Here is a 13,960-nt window from a genome sequence, read left to right as displayed (position 1 = left end):
CTATACCCCCATCAAATCGGTTTCCTTAGCGGCCACCATTTCTTCAATACTCTGCGTGTACTTTTTAGTGAGGGCGTCTACTTCTTTTTCAGCCGCCTTTACTTCATCTTCCCCGGCGTCGCCATCCTTATCCAATTTTTTCAAATCTTCCATGGCTTTACGACGAATACCACGAACAGCAATCTTGCCTTCTTCGCCTTTAGTTTTAGCCTGCTTAGTAAGGTCACGGCGACGTTCCTCAGTAAGCTGCGGAACATTAATACGTAGTACTTGCCCATCGTTAGCGGGATTAAAGCCCAAATCGGAATTGCGGATAGCATTTTCGATAGTGGACATCTGGCTCTGCTCGTAGGGTTTAATGAGAACAAGTCGAGCTTCTGGAATGTTGATTGTCGCCATCTGTGTAATGGGAGTCATCACTCCGTAATAGTCAGCCATAACGTGGCTGAACATAGCAGCAGTAGCGCGACCAGCGCGGATAGTACTGAGGTTTTCACGTGTGTGCTCCACAGTTTTATCCATTTTGTCTTCGGCTTCGAGAAGAATCTCGTCAATCATCATGAAATATTTCCTTTAATGGTGGGGGTTGACTATGAGGTGCTTTACTCGGGAATAACGAGCGTACCGATATCCTCACCGTTAACAGCTCGTGCAATATTTCCTTGTTTTAACAAATTAAAAACAAGAATTGGCATCTTGTTTTCCATACAGAGAGAAAATGCGGTGGCATCCGCTACTTGGAGTCCCCTATCAAGGCATTCACGAGCAGTAATGTGGTCGAACATAGTGGCGTTAGGGTTAGTGCGTGGATCATCCGTGTAAACACCATCAACAGCTTTAGCCATAAGAAGCACATCTGCTCCAATTTCTAGCGAGCGCTGCGCAGCCGTTGTATCCGTGGAAAAATACGGCATCCCCATACCGGCACCAAAAATAACAACTCGACCTTTCTCAAGATGCCGAATAGCTCGCAGCGGCAGATAGGGTTCCGCTACTTGTGCCATCGTGATGGCAGTCTGTACACGAGTAGTGATACCTCGTTGCTCGAGGAAATCCTGGAGTGCTAAACAGTTCATGACAGTTCCCAGCATGCCCATATAGTCAGAGCGAGAACGGTCCATGCCACGTTTAGAGAGTTCACGTCCACGGAAGAAATTACCGCCACCGATAACTACAGCTACCTCAGTTCCAGCTTCAACAATTTCCGCAATCTGGGCAGCAACTGAGTCAACCACGTCGGGGTCGACACCGACAGCCCCTCCACCGAACATTTCGCCACCGAGTTTAAGCAGGACGCGCTTGTAGTGCGACCGTGAGGAAATATCCTCCGACATTATGTGAACCCCTTTGTAAGGTTGTAAAACGTGTGTTTCTCTCAATGATAGTAAAAAGCAGAGTCACTGTGAGACTCCTTTGATAAGAAACACAGTGACTCTGCTTGTATGCTTCTTAGAGCTTTCCGTAGCGGTAGCTCTGAGGAGTGTCTAGTGCTGTCCAACCTCGAAACGGAGGAAGGCGTTAACCTTCACACCAGCTTCATCGAGTACCTGGCCAACAGACTTCTTACTCTCAGCAACAGAAGGCTGATCAACTAGGCAAACATCCTTGAAGAAACCATTGAGACGACCCTCAACGATCTTCGGAAGAGCCTTTTCGGGCTTACCTTCCTGGCGGGCGGTAGCCTCAGCAATCTCACGTTCTTTCGCAACAATATCGGCCGGAACTTCGTCACGAGTGACGTACTTCGGCTTCAGTGCTGCAATCTGCATGGCAGCTGCGTGAGCAGCATCCTTGCCATCGCCTTCATACTGAACGAGGACGGCAACCTGCGGTGGCAGGTCAGCAGAACGCTTGTGCATGTAGGTAGAAACTTGACCATCTAGCTTACCGTAGCGAGGTAGCTGCATTTTTTCGCCGATGATGGCGGAAAGAGCCTGTACAGCGTCAGCAACGGTCTGGCCATCGAGATCGAGGGCAAGCAACTCTTCAAGAGTATCCGGACGCTTTTCAGCAGCGAGGTTAACGATACGGTCAGCCAGGTTGATGAACTGCTCATTCTTGGCGACGAAGTCCGTCTCGGCATTGAGCTCAATGACAACGCCATCTTTAGAGGCGACAAGACCCTGAGCAGTAGCGCGCTCGGCACGCTTGCCCACGTCCTTAGCACCCTGAATACGTAGGATTTCAACAGCCTTGTCAAAGTCGCCTTCGGATTTAGCGAGGGCTTCCTTGCATGCCATCATGCCGGAAGCAGTGATTTCGCGAAGACGCTTAACGTCTGCGGCAGTGAAATTGGCCATTGTGGCAACCTTCCTAAAGTGTGGAGTGATTACTCAGCGTCAGCAGCGGCTTTCTTAGCCGGAGCTTCTTCTGCTGCGGGGGCCTCATCAGCAGCGGCCTTGTCAGCCGGAGCATCAGTGGCGGCAGCAAGCTGCTCGGCTTCCCACTCAGCAAGTGGTTCACCTTCGCCGGGTTTTTCAGCGGCGTTATTCTTTGCAGCCTGTTCTTCGGCACGAGCCTGCAGGCCTTCGGCGATAGCAGAGGCAATCACCTTAGTGAGAATAGCGTCGGAACGGATGGCGTCGTCGTTAGCCGGAATCGGGTAATCAACGTCGTCGGGATCGCAGTTGGTGTCAAGAGTACCAACGACCGGGATGTTAAGCTTCTTGGCTTCAGCAATGGCCAGGTGTTCTTTGTTGGTGTCGATGACCCACATGACGGAAGGAACCTTGGTCATGTCGCGGATACCGCCAAGGGTACGCTCCAACTTGTCCTTCTCACGGGTGAGCATGAGAATTTCCTTCTTGGTGCGGCCTTCGAAACCACCGGTCTGCTCCATGTTCTCAAGTTCCTTGAGACGGAGAAGACGCTTGTGAACAGTCTGGAAGTTGGTCAGCATGCCGCCCAGCCAGCGGTGATTCACATAAGGCATACCAACGCGCTTGGCTTCTTCCTCAATTGCTTCCTGAGCCTGCTTCTTGGTGCCAACGAAGAGAATATTGCCACCATGTGCAACAGTCTGCTTAACGAAGTCGTAGGCCTCGTCAATGTAAGTAAGAGTCTGCTGGAGATCAATGATGTAAATACCGTTGCGTTCAGTGAAGATGAAACGCTTCATCTTAGGATTCCAACGGCGGGTCTGATGACCAAAGTGTGCACCTGCATCAAGCAGTTGCTTCATAGTTACAACAGCCATGTTGTAGTGGAGACTTAAAAACAGCCTGCGGCTGCAGTCCCCATCCTCGCTTTCTTACATGTGGTTAGTGCATTCTCACTTTGAGAACACCCTGGTAGAAAAGAGGTTTACCCGTCACTACGTGAACCACGGGGTCCTCCTCACCAGTATCACTATGCATAACTGCCGGATCCTGGTGCTATGTGGAAAATTCCTATCCGCGAGTGGACGGAATTCCCACCATAGTACTTTCTACGCGAAGTCGATTGTGCCTCTTTATACACATATCGCAGGCCATATTTTACCTAGTAGCTCTCCCAAAATCGAATCATATAGGTCATACTCTAGGGATCATTCACTCGAGAATTTTTCACATCACCTCAATAGTGAGGAAAGGGCACCTATGTCACGCATTTTTCGACGCGTTACTGCATCTATTCTGACGGTGGTATTCACTCTCGCCATTCTGTTGACTGCTGGCAATGACACTATTTCCCAGGCAGATACTGCTGTCACTTACTCTCCAGCTCATACTGCATCAGTATATATTCCCCCTGTTCCCGGCCACACTGTCCGCGATTTCTCGGTAGGGCCGGAACGTTGGTCTCGTGGACATCGAGGAGTTGACCTTTCGAGCCGCACGAACGAAGCAGTCCATGCAGCAGGTGCAGGAATAGTTACCTTCGCAGGAGTTGTTGTTGATCGTCCCTTGGTCGTTATTGACCATGGTCCTTCTCCCCTCGTTCCCACAGGAGAGCACCTCTTCACAATCTACGAACCTATTACCCCGCTGGTAGAGAAGAACCAGCAGGTACAACGTGGACAGATTATTGGCACAGTATTAGCAGGTCATGCGGGATGTACGGGAGTATGCCTGCACTGGGGAGCACGATGGGGCCACGGACACAATTCTGGCTACCTTAATCCGTGGCTGCTCATAGATTCTCTGCCACTGAGCCTCTTACGATGGGTTGATTAACTGCGCCTCAACTAAGTACTTCTCAGCCACGCGGATGAGCTTGCTTATGAACTGCCCGTAGTCTTTCCGGTGAAACGTGCGTATACAATTGCGTGGTAGACAGCGATGAGTGTCCTAAAAGCTCCTGTACAACACGTAAATCTGCGCCGCCCTCCAGCAACGCGGTAGCTGCCGAGTGACGTAACCCATGCGGTGCTACCTCTACCCCACCCGGTATTTCCCCGGTAGAAGCATGAACGACATCCCTGACAATGCGAGGATCAATACGCCCCCCACGCGCTCCTAACAGTAATGCGTGTTGGGATCGTTGATTGGAAAGATACGGACGACCGTCCTGCAACCACATGCGCAAAGCTCGCTGCGCAGGCACACCGTAAGGAACAACGCGCTCTTTGTTACCCTTACCGATAACGTGCAGAATACGATGTTCCTCATCAACACTGTCCAGATCGAGATTGACAAGCTCAGCAACACGAATCCCGGTATCGTAGAGTAACTCCACAATGAGCCAGTCCCGAATAGCGATTGGCTCCTTTTCTGCCGCTGCACAGGCGAGATGAGAGAGTACCTCGTCCATTTGTTGCTGATGAACAACTTGCGGAAGCTGCTTTTTAGCAGGTGGTGTCTGCAACCGCACAGAGGGATCGCTGGCAAGCCGACCGGTTTGTACTGCCCACCCACAGAGTGCCCGCACAGATGCAACATGACGAGCAATAGTAGCAGGAGCTACTCCTCGCATGACATCCCGCGAAAGCCATTTTCGTAAAAGAGGGAGGGTAAGTTGGCTCCAATCGGTTTCCGCTATGGTTGTGCGGTCCACTCCGGGCTGGGTTACACGAAGCATAAAATCAATAAGACCACGACAATCTGCCAGGTAGGAACGTTGCGTGTTGGCAGATAGCTGGAGACGTACAGCAACGTAGTCCCCGAACTCATCCAGATCGACAGACCATGGCGTGGGTAACTCAGAGTACACAGTTGTAAGTGCTCGCTGTCCACGTCCCATAGTTCTACTGTGCAAGGGAAAAACGGAGAAATCAACCTTTCCCCAGACAGCTTTACAGAAGACCACTACAGATGGGGTAAAACCCCATTAAACTCAGCAAAATTCGGAAGTACTTGGGGATATTTTCTGCACACTACGATAGAGCGAGGAAAGAGTTTTTCCGAAAGCAGGGTCCGCATTAATAGGGTTAATAACGTCGAATATCTGGCCGCCTGCGCGCAAGAAATGATCTCGATAATCGAGGCGCACTTCTTCTAGTGTTTCTAGACAGTCTGCAACGAAAGAGGGTGTCGCTACGAGGAGTTTTTTTACTCCTTCAGCGGGAAGTTCTGTAACTCGTTGTGCAGTGGATGGACCTAACCATTCTCCTGGACCAAATTTAGATTGAAAACTAATTGAGATGGGAAGATCTGGGAAAGCGGCCGCAATGGCATCGCGGGTAGCTATGCACTGTGCTTTATAGTGTGCCGCGCAGTGATAGCGCTGGTCAGGAACTCCGTGAAACGAGAGCAGAACATGGTCGTAGGGCACAGTCGCGCATAGATCCCTAATCTGTTGCTGATACCAGTGGATCATGTGAGGTTCGGTCGCATAGCTAGATACAAAATGGAGATGCGGGTGTACCTTGCTCCCCCTCACCGTGCTATCCCCAGGTAGCGATTGCTTTTTGTCGCATGCAAGAGCGTCATAAAAATCAATAACTCTTGTGACAATTGGGGTCACAGTTGACGTTGCAAATTGTGGGTAGAGGGGGATAACAGTGAGGTCATCAATATCCCAATCAGTAAGAGCTTCCTCAATGGTGGGTGATGATGCACAGAATGCGTATCGTACGTCAACATGGGAAAGCGCTTCTTGTAGCATGGCGCATTGTTGCTGGGTGATGACGGAAAGAGGAGAACCATGCGGAGTCCACATCGCTTGGTAACGATCAATTAATTTATGTGGCCGTACCTTCAGAATGATGCCGTTGAGAATGGGTTTCCATAGGATGGGATGAAGATTCACAATGCAACGATCACTCAGCATGTTGCGCAGAAAATTGCGAATGGCGTCTTCAGTCGGTTCCTCTGGGCTACCCAGATTAACAATGAGGCACCCGTTCTTCATGCGACGCACTCTCTTTTCTTATCCAACGTCCGGCAGTGATGGAGACTAGTTTACAGTCACAAAGACTTTTTAGAGACATCTGAACAGTTTTTGTCTCCAATCCAGTTTCTGTACATATCTCCATGAGAGATGTTGGGAAAAACGGAGAGATGGCATTCCATACTTTTTTATTGTCCTGTGTCAACCGATCTGTCGGCAAAGAAGAATTTTCTAGTGGTAAAGCCAGCTGTCCAATAGGACCGATTTCCTCCATAATTTCTTCACCACGCGTCACAAGTGTGGCCCCCTCACGAATAAGCCGATGACACCCAGCTCCATCCACGTCATGAATACTATGCGGCACTGACATCACTGGACACCCAAGATCACGTGCCCAACTGGCAGTATTAAGAGCTCCTGATCTCCACGCTGCGGACGTCACCACTACCCCCTGCGAGAAAGCAGCAAGGAGCCTATTACGAGCCAAGAAACGATACCGCGCTGGCCGTGTTCCAGGCGGATATTCGCTGACGATAAGACCGTGATTAGCAATACTTTTATAAAGAGCAGAATGTTGTGCTGGATACACACGATCCAATCCACAAGCGATAACAGCCATAGTTGGTACCCCCATCTGCAGCGCAGTACGGTGAGCAATGCCGTCTACCCCGCATGCCAACCCGGATACTATACCAACACCCTCCGCAGCTACTTCTGCCGAAAGTTCGGTCGTTATCTGTTTTCCCTCTGTAGAGGGATGTCGACTCCCTACTACTGCTACTGCTGCACACTGTAGAACATCTATATCTCCTTTTACCCATAAAGCGTAGGGAGCATACGCGGCATTATCGTGTTCTTGACGTGCGTGTACTGCATCATAATTAAAGACAGCTAACTGTTCTTTCGGCCATTCTGGCTGGTCGGGAGTAAGTAATCGGAAACCATTAGCATGTGCAGAATCAAGGTCATCAACAGCACAATCCCATTCCCGCCGAGCCCGCACTTTTCGTTCTAAGGCATCCGGTAAAACATCCTTATTACGGATAACTTCGGCAGCATATTCCGGGCCAACATGTGCAATTAAATCCGCCAGTGGTGCACAGGGACCTTCTGCTACACGGGCAAGATATGCCCAGGCTAGTTCAGTATCAGAATATTTCATGGTTTATTTTTCACTTTTAAAGATCGTCGATAGGTCTGCGAAGTTTGAGTGCACTGGCAATATCATCACTGGTAGGAATAGATTTATCTGCTAGGTCAGCGAGTGTCCATGCCACTCTGATAGTGCGAGATAATCCACGCGCCGACATCATCCCCGAACGCAATTGCGCATGTACAGGTTTTAAAGTACCGGCGGATAAACGATGTTCATTGAGAACCGCTTCTGATACATCACTATTGGTGTACTCTCCTCCCCATCGGTTATAAGCTCGCTGCCGTGCATCTATAACTTTCTCGCGCAGGTAGGCAGAAGTAATTCCCTGAGTTTCTGTAAGAGCTGCCAAACCAACAGCTTCAACCCGGATACGCAGATCCACACGATCCAGTAAAGGACCGGATAAACGCGCACGATAACGTGCCCGGGTAGCGCTAGAACAGTGACATTCTTGCGGTGCTGGAGCCCCACACGGACACGAGTTACCAGCCAGAATAAGCTGACAACGTGAAGGGTATGTCACTGTCCCTTTACTTCTACTAATGCGCACTTCCCCATCTTGTAGAGGTGCACGTAGCATATCGAGAATAGATGCGGGAATTTCTGTGCACTCATCTAAAAAGAGCACTCCTCGATGCGCTAGCGATACTGCACCTGGTGATGCGTAACCACTCCCTCCTCCTAATAATGCAGGTCCAGTAATTCCCGCATGCGGGGCTTCAAAGGGAGGAACTGTTATAAGTGGATGCTCAGCATCAAGACATCCTTTTAAAGAATGCACTGCAGTAACTTCAAGCGCATGCGCATAGCTCAACCTCGGCAGAATGGTAGGAAGGCGCTGTGCAATCATTGATTTTCCAGCGCCTGGAGGGCCCAGCATGAGCATGTGATGTCCGCCGGCAGCTGCCACGAGTGCGGCCTCTACTGCTGACCGTTGACCGCGGATATCGGCAAAATCCTTATCTTGTGGCACCTCAAGTGCTTCTAAAGGCTTGTTATCCAAAGAAGATGAAGGTACAAGGACATCTCGTGGAAGATCGCCGCGGAGCGCACCTACCAAAGTGGCAAGATCTGCTGCATCTAGGATCTGTAATCCTTCTACGAGGGACGCTTCCGCGCGGTTAGCTGTTGGCACGATAAGAGTGCGGATACCTGCATCGTATGCTGCGGCCGCCATGGGAAGAACACCATGGACAGGAAGGATACTGCCGTCTAACCCAACCTCTCCAAGGACAGCAATAGGGTGCTGTCGTGAAGATAACTCCGGTATATGTCCTTGTGCAGAAAGAATAGCGAGTGCAATAGAGAGGTCAAAGTGAGCTCCCGTTTTCGGAATATCCGCAGGCGAAAGCGAAAGCGTTAATCGTTGACGAGGCCAGGGAAGACCAATTGTGGAAAATGCTGAGCGTACTCTATCCCCAGCCTCACGAACTGCAGTGTCAGCTCGTCCCACAATATGAATAGTGGGCAGTCCTCCCCCACAATGCGCCTCCACTGCGATGAGTGTCGCATGCAAACCCTGCATTGTCAGGCTGTATGCGACCCCCAAACTCATGAGAGAACATCCCGGAAATGCCGAAAAGAAAACCCTTCAGTGGGATTACCTAGTAATGAAAGAACATCAAAGCGAAGCCCTCGATGATCTGGGAATCCCTCCGGTGGTTCTTCATATGCATGTGACAACCACTCTGAAGCAACCATACGAATCGTACGTGCTTTTTTACGGGTAATAGCTTCCTCTGGCCAACCAGCAATAGTTGTTGTCCGTGTTTTTACTTCCACAAAAACAAGTTCAGTTGTCTCTGTGTCGAAAGCAATAATATCGAGTTCACCACGTATTCCGGGGATACGTACATTACGATCCACAATGGTGTAGTGACGGTCTTCCAACCATTGAACTGCAAGGTTTTCGCCTAAAACTCCAAGTTCTTGCGGCGTTAATGTATCTGTCATGCCCTACAGCATGCCGCACTCACATACGTATAGGAGCACCATTACCCGTCATAGCGGCATCCTATACACAGTGCCCTATATTTGTGGAAAACACCCCTTAGGGAAGCTCAATGTCTGGCTTATCAAGCTCTTCAATATTGACATCTTTAAACGTCAATACGCGGACATTTTTTACAAAACGTGCTGGTCTATACATGTCCCATACCCATGCATCGGACATGCGTACTTCAAAGTACACCTCGCCCTGACTATTACGGGGAATCATCTCGACAGCATTCGCAAGGTAGAAACGCCGCTCGGTTTCTACGACATAGCTGAATTGGCTAACGATGTCCTTATACTCACGGTACAAGGACAATTCCATCCTTGCTTCATAGTCTTCTAGATCATCTACGCCCATTAGCTACTCCTCCTTAACAGGTGCCGCTTTTCGCATTCCTGCAATAGCGTGAGCCTTCATTACATTCGCATAGCTCATCCGATGTATGGGGCTCACTCCATAGTGTTCCATAGCAGCCTGGTGTGATGCGGTCGCATAGCCCTTGTGTCTCTCAAAACCATATTCTGGATACTCGTCAGCGTACTGAACCATAATATGGTCTCGACTTACTTTGGCGAGCACGCTAGCAGCCGCTATACACAAAACATTGGCATCGCCTTTAATGACAGGAAGTGACGGCATTGGTAGACCTGGTACTGAAAAACCATCAGTTAATACATAGCCAGGAGATATCGCTAGCTGGGCAACTGCCCGTCGCATACCTTCAATATTGGCATGCTGAATACCACTATCATCAATCTCTGCTGCACTAAAGTGCACAATAGACCAGGCCACAGCATATTTTTGAATAAGGGGGAACAATCGTTCACGCCGCGCGGGAGTGAGCTTTTTAGAATCGGTAAGTCCGTCCAGATCCGGTACCGGCTGCATAGGGAGAATACACGCAGCCACAGTAAGTGGTCCTGCGCAGGAACCACGGCCCGCCTCATCTACTCCTGCTACTGGCCCACACCCATGAGATATCAGTACGCGTTCCATCTCGTGAAGATGGGACATGTCTGTAGATTTTCTTCCCATAGCGACAATTACCGCAGTAGCATCTGGGCCGATTACTTTGGTTGCGGGAGTGGTTGACTCTTTACCTTATGCCACCGCCCAGCAGGCCAAATAATGGACTGGACTTTGCCTCGAACGTTAGAAATTGGAACAGTTCCGTGATACTGATCTTGCATGTGATAACGCGAGTCTGCTGAATCTGTACGATTATCTCCCATTACCCACATAAACCCCTTGGGGACAGTAACGGGGCCAAAATATGGGCCTCCACAGGCATTGGAACCGTTAGGATTCCCACCCCAGTCGATAAAGGGCGGATAGAGTATGTAGGAAGAATTAATAACATGGTCGTCCACAGTGACGCCCTTATCCCCCGGCTGGCAACGAACTGTCTGTCCACCTACTGCGATAACTCGTTTGACAAGGTCATTCTCATCGGGTGGAACAAGTCCAAAGAAAGTGCCCGTGTTCTGCATTGCACGGACAAAGGAATTGTCTGATCGGTTGGACTCAAAAGACTCATTCCAGGAATCTGGTCCTTTAAAAACTACTACATCGCCGGGCTTGGGATCGCTAGACCGATATGTCATTTTATCGACAAGAATACGGTCCCCTACTTGCAGGGTAGGGATCATAGATCCAGAGGGAATGACATAGACACGCGCAAAAATATTCTGCACAAAAGCGCTAATAGCCAACGCGATAACGATAATGATGAGCAATTCCTTGAAGAAACTTAACACGCTACTTCCGAAGGATTTTTCTTCTTCTTTATCCGCATTAACAGCGTCAGCAGTGTCTTTTTCTTTGCGACCAAGCATGCTTTGTAGGAGAACCTTTCACTGTGGCGCGATAGAGGATAGCGCGTCCGGTAATTACTCTGTGTACAGGATACGACGAACCGGACCAGAAGTCCTGATGCTCCTGATCCGGTTCGTAGAAGTCTCAGTAGAAAATGCGACTTAGCGCTTTTCCCTAATCTTAGCTGCCTTACCATGGCGATCGCGCAGGTAGTACAGCTTAGCGCGACGAACATCGCCGCGAACAGCAACATCAATCTTGTCAATGTTGGGAGAATGTACCGGGAAGGTACGCTCTACACCTACACCGAAAGACATCTTACGTACGGTGAAGGTCTCGCGAATACCAGAGCCCTGGCGGCGTACAACAATGCCCTTAAAGACCTGGATACGCTCCTTAGAGCCTTCAATAACTTTCACGTGAACGTTGACGGTATCGCCAGGACGGAAATCCGGAATATCATTTCGCAACGACTGTGCGTCAACGGAATCAATAAGGTTCATAACAAGTTCCTTGTATGCTAGTCATAAGGCAGAGGAACCTAGCGGCACATGCTCAACTGGTTCGTACCCCGATCAGGCAGCTTGCGTACTACGTATAGTCCACAAACAACGAAATAATTGTGCCACATAGTAGCAGTTTTCCCTAATCACTCCAGGGAAATCCCTTTAATCGTCATCTCCGTGAAGCGAATCAAGAAATGCACGATCACGTTGCGAAAGTTCTACAGTGTTGAGAAGATCTGGGCGTCGCTTATATGTACGTCGTAATGATTGCTCACGACGCCATTGGTCAATACGCGCATGGTGCCCAGATAACAAAACATCCGGAACAGCAAGATCACGCCATACCTCCGGGCGAGTGTATGACGGACCCTCCAATAAACCATCCGAGAAAGAATCTTCCTCATAGGACCGCTTATTGCCAAGTACGCCAGGAAGTAGACGGATAATAGCTTCACTCATAACGAGTACGGCTACTTCTCCCCCGTTAAGAACGTAATCTCCGATGGATACTTCAACAACACGCATCCGCCGACGTGCATCGTCAACAACACGCTGGTCAATTCCCTCATATCGACCACATGCAAAAATAAGGTGCTGCTCTGTTGACCACTCACAAGCATCGTGTTGTGTAAAAGGCCGACCTGCCGGCGTAGGCACAATGAGAAGTGGATCATCTGCAAGGTCGACAGTATCTAGCGCTTCACCCCAGACAGTTGGTTTCATCACCATACCTGGACCTCCACCATAAGGAGTGTCATCGACAGAACGATGCACATCATGCGCAAAGTCCCGCAGGTTATGAACTTCTACCTTAACTGTGCCCGCTTCTATTGCTTTTCCAGGAAGTGATTGGTGAAGTGGAGCAAGGTATTCAGGAAAAATAGTGAAGATATCTAATTTCATGAAAGATCCCACAATCCTTCAGGAAGATCAACGACCAGCCGTCCTCCTGCAATATCTACCTCCGGCACCATTGCTTTCACAAAAGGAATAAGATGCTGCGTCTTTTCTGCATCGGTAATAACAAGAAGATCCTGGGCTGTGTAAGAGAGGACATCTGTTACTTCTCCCACTACCTCTCCCCCTCGCGTCACAGCATTGAGTCCAATAAGTGACGTGACATGGTATTCATCCTTCTCCGGATTATCAGCATTAGTGAGGTCTGCCGAGTCAATAATAAATTCAGCATGTCGGAGGTTGTCCGCAGCAGTGCGATCATTGATATCTGCCAGATGAACAAGTAAACGTCCCTGATGCCAACGAGCGGCCGTTACTTCATGGTGCGAAGTAACGCCGCTCGTATGACGTAATGTAATTGTAGTGCCTACCGCAAACCGTTCTTCGGGAGAATCGGTGCGTACGTCGACAACAAGATCGCCACGAACTCCATGAGATTTAACAACGGTGCCAGTGGCTAATTCCATGAGGTAACTCCTTGTGCTGGCAGCAACTACAAGCTTCTGCTTCCAGCGTAATGGTAGTTACTGATCGGAATCTACAACGTCGACACGCAAGTTTCGTCCACCGAGGGCATTGACAACAGTGCGCAATGCCGTGGCGTTACGACCACCGCGGCCGATAACCTTTCCTAGGTCATCCGGGTTAACGGTAATTTCGATGGTACGGCCACGACGACCGTGTACCAGGGCGACTTCCACGTCATCCGGATTGCTCACAATGCCACGAACCAAATGGTCTACGGCATCCGCAACAATGGTGGCGTTCAGCATTTATTCAGCCTCAGCAGCCTCGTCTGCAGCTTCTTCCTTCTCAGAAGCAGCTTCTTCAGCGGCAGCAGCTTCCTCAGCTGCTTTCTTCTCAGCCTCTTCCTTGGCTTTCTTGTCGGCCTTACGCTTAGCAGTAATAGCTTCAGCGGTAGGCTCGTTGGCAGCCTCTTCCAAAGCCTTATTGAAAAGATCCAGCTTAGAGGGCTTTTCTTCAACAGTCTTGAGGGTACCTTCAGCACCAGAAAGACCCTTGAACTTCTGCCAGTCACCAGTGATCTTGAGGAGGTTTAGAACAGCTTCTGTGGGCTGAGCACCAACACCGAGCCAGTACTGAACGCGCTCGGAATCAATATCGATGATGCTGGGCTCATGCTTCGGGTGGTACTGACCAATGGTCTCAATGCCACGACCGGAACGACGAGTGCGAGCATCTGCAACAACGATGCGGTATTCAGGGGTGCGAATCTTACCGAGACGCATAAGTTTAATCTTGACAGCCATAATGGCTCCT

Annotated in this window: 18 protein-coding genes; 1 reads left to right on the top strand and 17 read right to left on the bottom strand. The window is 49.7% G+C overall.

Going from position 1 to position 13,960, the window contains the following annotated elements; genetic code table 11:
• The 4 genes from frr to rpsB form a co-directional block, all read right to left on the bottom strand.
• Entirely contained in the window at window positions 1-558 is a 558-nt protein-coding gene (gene frr / locus DI579_RS01190; protein WP_303678625.1) for a ribosome recycling factor, read from the bottom strand.
• A 44-nt stretch (window positions 559-602) separates the two neighbouring features.
• A complete protein-coding gene (pyrH, locus tag DI579_RS01185; RefSeq protein WP_303678568.1) occupies window positions 603-1,334 on the bottom strand; it encodes a UMP kinase in 732 nt (243 codons plus the stop codon).
• Window positions 1,335-1,484: 150 nt separating this feature from the next.
• Window positions 1,485-2,300 carry a translation elongation factor Ts gene (gene tsf, locus DI579_RS01180; protein WP_290595409.1) on the bottom strand — a complete coding sequence of 272 codons (816 nt, stop codon included), beginning with the start codon at window positions 2,298-2,300 and terminating at the stop codon, window positions 1,485-1,487.
• Between the two features lie 29 nt (window positions 2,301-2,329).
• Entirely contained in the window at window positions 2,330-3,196 is an 867-nt protein-coding gene (rpsB, locus tag DI579_RS01175) for a 30S ribosomal protein S2 (RefSeq protein WP_290595410.1), read from the bottom strand.
• A gap of 382 nt (window positions 3,197-3,578) precedes the next feature.
• Here rpsB and DI579_RS01170 point away from each other — a divergent pair, with 382 nt between their 5' ends.
• The gene (locus DI579_RS01170) at window positions 3,579-4,154 is read left to right on the top strand and encodes a M23 family metallopeptidase (RefSeq protein ID WP_290595411.1); all 576 of its coding nucleotides are present in this window, start codon (window positions 3,579-3,581) and stop codon (window positions 4,152-4,154) included.
• 22 nt (window positions 4,155-4,176) lie between these two features.
• On the opposite strand, the gene DI579_RS01165 is transcribed toward DI579_RS01170, so the two are convergent.
• From DI579_RS01165 to rpsP, 13 genes are all read right to left on the bottom strand, one after another.
• On the bottom strand, window positions 4,177-5,160 hold the full coding sequence (locus DI579_RS01165) for a tyrosine recombinase XerC (RefSeq protein ID WP_290595412.1): 984 nt from the start codon (window positions 5,158-5,160) through the stop codon (window positions 4,177-4,179).
• Window positions 5,161-5,253: 93 nt separating this feature from the next.
• Window positions 5,254-6,270: a ferrochelatase gene (gene hemH / locus DI579_RS01160; RefSeq protein ID WP_290595655.1), complete on the bottom strand. Its 1,017-nt coding sequence runs from the start codon at window positions 6,268-6,270 to the stop codon at window positions 5,254-5,256.
• Window positions 6,245-7,411, bottom strand: coding sequence for a DNA-processing protein DprA (gene dprA, locus DI579_RS01155; protein WP_290595413.1), 1,167 nt, complete (start codon window positions 7,409-7,411; stop codon window positions 6,245-6,247). Before dprA ends, hemH begins: the two co-directional genes overlap by 26 nt.
• Before the next feature lie 16 nt (window positions 7,412-7,427).
• Window positions 7,428-8,930, bottom strand: a complete 1,503-nt coding sequence (locus DI579_RS01150) for a YifB family Mg chelatase-like AAA ATPase (RefSeq protein ID WP_303678567.1) — start codon at window positions 8,928-8,930, stop codon at window positions 7,428-7,430.
• 26 nt (window positions 8,931-8,956) lie between these two features.
• Complete coding sequence (locus DI579_RS01145) at window positions 8,957-9,358, bottom strand: YraN family protein (protein WP_290595415.1); 402 nt, start codon at window positions 9,356-9,358, stop codon at window positions 8,957-8,959.
• 97 nt (window positions 9,359-9,455) lie between these two features.
• Window positions 9,456-9,758, bottom strand: a complete 303-nt coding sequence (locus DI579_RS01140; RefSeq protein WP_290595416.1) for a DUF2469 domain-containing protein — start codon at window positions 9,756-9,758, stop codon at window positions 9,456-9,458.
• A 3-nt stretch (window positions 9,759-9,761) separates the two neighbouring features.
• Complete coding sequence (locus DI579_RS01135) at window positions 9,762-10,415, bottom strand: ribonuclease HII (protein WP_290595417.1); 654 nt, start codon at window positions 10,413-10,415, stop codon at window positions 9,762-9,764.
• Window positions 10,416-10,468: 53 nt separating this feature from the next.
• A complete protein-coding gene (gene lepB / locus DI579_RS01130; protein ID WP_290595418.1) occupies window positions 10,469-11,236 on the bottom strand; it encodes a signal peptidase I in 768 nt (255 codons plus the stop codon).
• A gap of 141 nt (window positions 11,237-11,377) precedes the next feature.
• Window positions 11,378-11,719: a 50S ribosomal protein L19 gene (gene rplS, locus DI579_RS01125; protein ID WP_290595419.1), complete on the bottom strand. Its 342-nt coding sequence runs from the start codon at window positions 11,717-11,719 to the stop codon at window positions 11,378-11,380.
• Between the two features lie 165 nt (window positions 11,720-11,884).
• A complete protein-coding gene (gene trmD, locus DI579_RS01120; RefSeq protein ID WP_290595420.1) occupies window positions 11,885-12,625 on the bottom strand; it encodes a tRNA (guanosine(37)-N1)-methyltransferase TrmD in 741 nt (246 codons plus the stop codon).
• Window positions 12,622-13,146 carry a ribosome maturation factor RimM gene (gene rimM, locus DI579_RS01115; protein ID WP_290595421.1) on the bottom strand — a complete coding sequence of 175 codons (525 nt, stop codon included), beginning with the start codon at window positions 13,144-13,146 and terminating at the stop codon, window positions 12,622-12,624. The genes trmD and rimM overlap by 4 nt, the downstream gene beginning before the upstream one ends.
• A 57-nt stretch (window positions 13,147-13,203) precedes the next feature.
• Entirely contained in the window at window positions 13,204-13,452 is a 249-nt protein-coding gene (locus tag DI579_RS01110) for an RNA-binding protein (protein ID WP_290595422.1), read from the bottom strand.
• Window positions 13,453-13,950 carry a 30S ribosomal protein S16 gene (gene rpsP / locus DI579_RS01105; protein ID WP_290595423.1) on the bottom strand — a complete coding sequence of 166 codons (498 nt, stop codon included), beginning with the start codon at window positions 13,948-13,950 and terminating at the stop codon, window positions 13,453-13,455.
• Window positions 13,951-13,960 lie beyond the last annotated feature (10 nt).

It is taken from the genome of Lawsonella clevelandensis, assembly GCF_003241315.1.
In the GTDB taxonomy this organism is placed as follows: Bacteria; Actinomycetota; Actinomycetes; order Mycobacteriales; family Mycobacteriaceae; genus Lawsonella; species Lawsonella clevelandensis_A.
Note: the sequence above shows the minus strand (reverse complement) of the source record. Positions and strands in the feature narration are given on the sequence as shown.

Coding starts and splice junctions, on each gene's coding strand:
- rplS (WP_290595419.1), bottom strand. CDS start 11,719: ATGAACCTTATTGATTCCGTTGACGCACAGTCGTTGCGAAATGATATT.
- DI579_RS01135 (WP_290595417.1), bottom strand. CDS start 10,415: ATGTCCCATCTTCACGAGATGGAACGCGTACTGATATCTCATGGGTGT.
- DI579_RS01110 (WP_290595422.1), bottom strand. CDS start 13,452: ATGCTGAACGCCACCATTGTTGCGGATGCCGTAGACCATTTGGTTCGT.
- dprA (WP_290595413.1), bottom strand. CDS start 7,411: ATGAAATATTCTGATACTGAACTAGCCTGGGCATATCTTGCCCGTGTA.
- hemH (WP_290595655.1), bottom strand. CDS start 6,270: ATGAAGAACGGGTGCCTCATTGTTAATCTGGGTAGCCCAGAGGAACCG.
- DI579_RS01170 (WP_290595411.1), top strand. CDS start 3,579: ATGTCACGCATTTTTCGACGCGTTACTGCATCTATTCTGACGGTGGTA.
- trmD (WP_290595420.1), bottom strand. CDS start 12,625: ATGAAATTAGATATCTTCACTATTTTTCCTGAATACCTTGCTCCACTT.
- tsf (WP_290595409.1), bottom strand. CDS start 2,300: ATGGCCAATTTCACTGCCGCAGACGTTAAGCGTCTTCGCGAAATCACT.
- DI579_RS01140 (WP_290595416.1), bottom strand. CDS start 9,758: ATGGGCGTAGATGATCTAGAAGACTATGAAGCAAGGATGGAATTGTCC.
- rpsP (WP_290595423.1), bottom strand. CDS start 13,950: ATGGCTGTCAAGATTAAACTTATGCGTCTCGGTAAGATTCGCACCCCT.
- rimM (WP_290595421.1), bottom strand. CDS start 13,146: ATGGAATTAGCCACTGGCACCGTTGTTAAATCTCATGGAGTTCGTGGC.
- DI579_RS01165 (WP_290595412.1), bottom strand. CDS start 5,160: ATGGGACGTGGACAGCGAGCACTTACAACTGTGTACTCTGAGTTACCC.
- DI579_RS01145 (WP_290595415.1), bottom strand. CDS start 9,358: ATGACAGATACATTAACGCCGCAAGAACTTGGAGTTTTAGGCGAAAAC.
- DI579_RS01150 (WP_303678567.1), bottom strand. CDS start 8,930: ATGCAGGGTTTGCATGCGACACTCATCGCAGTGGAGGCGCATTGTGGG.
- pyrH (WP_303678568.1), bottom strand. CDS start 1,334: ATGTCGGAGGATATTTCCTCACGGTCGCACTACAAGCGCGTCCTGCTT.
- frr (WP_303678625.1), bottom strand. CDS start 558: ATGATTGACGAGATTCTTCTCGAAGCCGAAGACAAAATGGATAAAACT.
- lepB (WP_290595418.1), bottom strand. CDS start 11,236: ATGCTTGGTCGCAAAGAAAAAGACACTGCTGACGCTGTTAATGCGGAT.
- rpsB (WP_290595410.1), bottom strand. CDS start 3,196: ATGGCTGTTGTAACTATGAAGCAACTGCTTGATGCAGGTGCACACTTT.